At 52.8% G+C, this 2,684-nt stretch carries 2 rRNA genes and 1 other annotated feature; of the genes, one reads left to right on the plus strand and one right to left on the minus strand.

Going from position 1 to position 2,684, the window contains the following annotated elements:
• Positions 1–2,440 (plus strand): 23S ribosomal RNA (locus X929_RS05490); the annotation flags it as partial.
• 26 nt (positions 2,441–2,466) lie between these two features.
• Positions 2,467–2,547, minus strand: a sequence feature (5S ribosomal RNA rRNA prediction is too short).
• A gap of 27 nt (positions 2,548–2,574) precedes the next feature.
• Here the strand turns inward: X929_RS05490 and X929_RS05495 are convergent.
• Positions 2,575–2,684, minus strand: a 23S ribosomal RNA gene (locus tag X929_RS05495); the annotation flags it as partial.

Genomic DNA, 2,684 nt, shown 5'->3' on the forward strand with positions numbered 1-2,684 from the left:
AAAGAGGACAGCTGAGCGATAGTGAAACAGTACCGTGAGGGAAAGGTGAAAAGGACCCCGGGAGGGGAGTGAAAGAGAACCTGAAACCGTATGCCTACAGGAAGCGGGAGCGAAAGTGACCGCGTGCCTTTTGATTAATGAGCCTGCGAGTTGTTTTCGGTGGCGAGGTTAAGCCGGAAGGTGGAGCCGAAGGGAAACCGAGTATGAAAAGTGCGCAAGTCACTGGAAATAGACCCGAAGCCAGGTGAGCTACCCATGTGCAGGATGAAGCTTGGGTAAAACCAAGTGGAGGTCCGAACTGGTGGATAGTGAAAAATCCTCGGATGACATGTGGGTAGGAGTGAAAAGCTAACCGAACCTGGGGATAGCTGGTTCTCCCCGAAACGTGTGTAGGCACGGCCTCTGGAAAAAGAGTTATGGAGGTAGAGCACTGAATGGCGTAGGGGGGTAGACCTCTGAAACCAATCAAACTCCGAATGCCATAACTGGGAGCCAGGGAGAAAGACTATGGGGAATAAGCTTCATGGTCGAGAGGGAAAGAGCCCAGACCGACAGCTAAGGTTCCGAAGAAGCGGCTAAGTGTGAAAGGAAGTGGACCTCTTGAGACAGCCGGGAGGTTGGCTTAGAAGCAGCCATCCTTAAAAGAGTGCGTAACAGCTCACCGGTAGAAGAGGACTGCGCCGAAAATGTAACGGAGCTAAAGCCGCGCACCGAAGCTACGGTATAGCCGAAAGGCTATAGGTAGGGGAGCGATGTGCGAGGGAGAAGCATAACTGAAAGGTTATGTGGACGAAGCACAAGAGAGAATGCAGGCATGAGTAACGAAATGGGAGTGAGAATCTCCCACCCCTAAAGTCTAAGGGTACCTGGGGAAGGGTCGTCCGCCCAGGGTAAGTCGGGACCTAAGGTGAACCCGAAAGGGGTAGCCGATGGAAAACGGGTAAAGAATCCCGTACCGGTAAAAGAGGAGCTGCAAGGGGGGACACAGGAGGTAAAGCTACCGAGATAGGGTTGCGAATCTTCCAAGCGACGATGCCGAAGAAGCTGGTAGGGAAATCCGCCGGTGGAGGAGGAGTCGTGATGGGGAGGCCGCAAGGCCAACGGTAGATAATCACACTGTCGAGAAAAGCCTCGTGTAGTGTTGAACCTTTTACCGCCCGTTCTGGAAACCGACACAGGTAGACGAGCTGAGAAGGCAAAGGGGAGCGGAATAACCTTCGTTAAGGAACTAGGCAAAAAGGCCCCGTAACTTCGGGAGAAGGGGTGGACTATTAGGATGAGTAATCATGCTAATAGAGCCGCAGTGACAAGTCCCTAGCGACTGTTTACCAAAAACACAGGTCTCTGCGAACACGGAAGTGGAAGTATAGGGACTGACGCCTGCCCAGTGCCGGAAGGTTAAGGGGAGGGGTGAGAGCTCCGAACTGAAGCCCCGGTAAACGGCGGCCGTAACTATAACGGTCCTAAGGTAGCGAAATTCCTTGTCGGGTAAGTTCCGACCTGCATGAATGGCGTAACGATTAGGGAGCTGTCTTAACGGAGGATCCGGTGAAATTACAAGCTCGGTGAAGACGCCGAGGACCCGCAGCTAGACGGAAAGACCCCGTGGAGTTTTACTGTAACCTGACATTGTAACTTATCGTTGTATGTACAGGATAGGCGGGAGGCGAAGAAAGCTGCTCGCCAGGGCAGCTGGAGCCGGCAGTGGGATACCGCCCTTACAACGATGGGTTACTAACGGGAGAAAGTGAAGAGCTTGACCTGGACAGTGTTAGGAGGGCAGTTTAACTGGGGCGGTTGCCTCCTAAAAGGTAACGGAGGTGTTCGAAGGTAGGCTCAAGTGGGTTGGGAATCCACTGAAGAGTGCAAAGGCAAAAGCCTGCCTAACTGAGAGACTGACGAGTCGAACAGGAGGGAAACCTGGACTTAGTGACCCGGCGGTTCTGAGAGGAAGGGCCGTCGATCAACGGATAAAAGTTACCCCGGGGATAACAGACTAATCACGCCCGAGAGTTCACATCGACGGCGTGGATTGGCACCTCGATGTCGGCTCATCGCAACCTGGGGCTGAAGCCGGTCCCAAGGGTTGGGCTGTTCGCCCATTAAAGCGGTACGTGAGCTGGGTTCAGAACGTCGTAAGACAGTTCGGTCCCTATCTGCTGCGGGGGTAGGAAGCTTGAAGGGGGTTGCTCCTAGTACGAGAGGACCGGAGTGAGTATGTCCCTGGTGAATCAGCTGTTATGCAAATAGCAGGAGCTGAGTAGCTACACATATAACCGATAACCGCTGAAAGCATCTAAGCGGGAAACGGGCCCAAACAATAGGCTTCCCACTCATAGGAGGTAAGGGCAGTCTGAGAAGAAGACGTAGATAGGCCGCAGGTGTAAGTACTGAGAAGTATTGAGCCGAGCGGTACTAATAGCCCGAGGCTTTGGACGAAACTCTATGCACTTGTGAATGAGTAATAGGGGGTGAAGATAACGATACGGCTTAACCGTCAGGTTCGGTATGGTTCTGGGTGTTTCCCGTATCGTTATCTTCACCCCCTATTACTCATTCACAAGTGCATAGAGTTTCGTCCAAAGCCTCGGGCTATTAGTACCGCTCGGCTCAATACTTCTCAGTACTTACACCTGCGGCCTATCTACGTCTTCTTCTCAGACTGCCCTTACCTCCTATGAGTG

It is taken from the genome of Petrotoga olearia DSM 13574 (assembly GCF_002895525.1).
Lineage (GTDB): Bacteria > Thermotogota > Thermotogae > Petrotogales > Petrotogaceae > Petrotoga > Petrotoga olearia.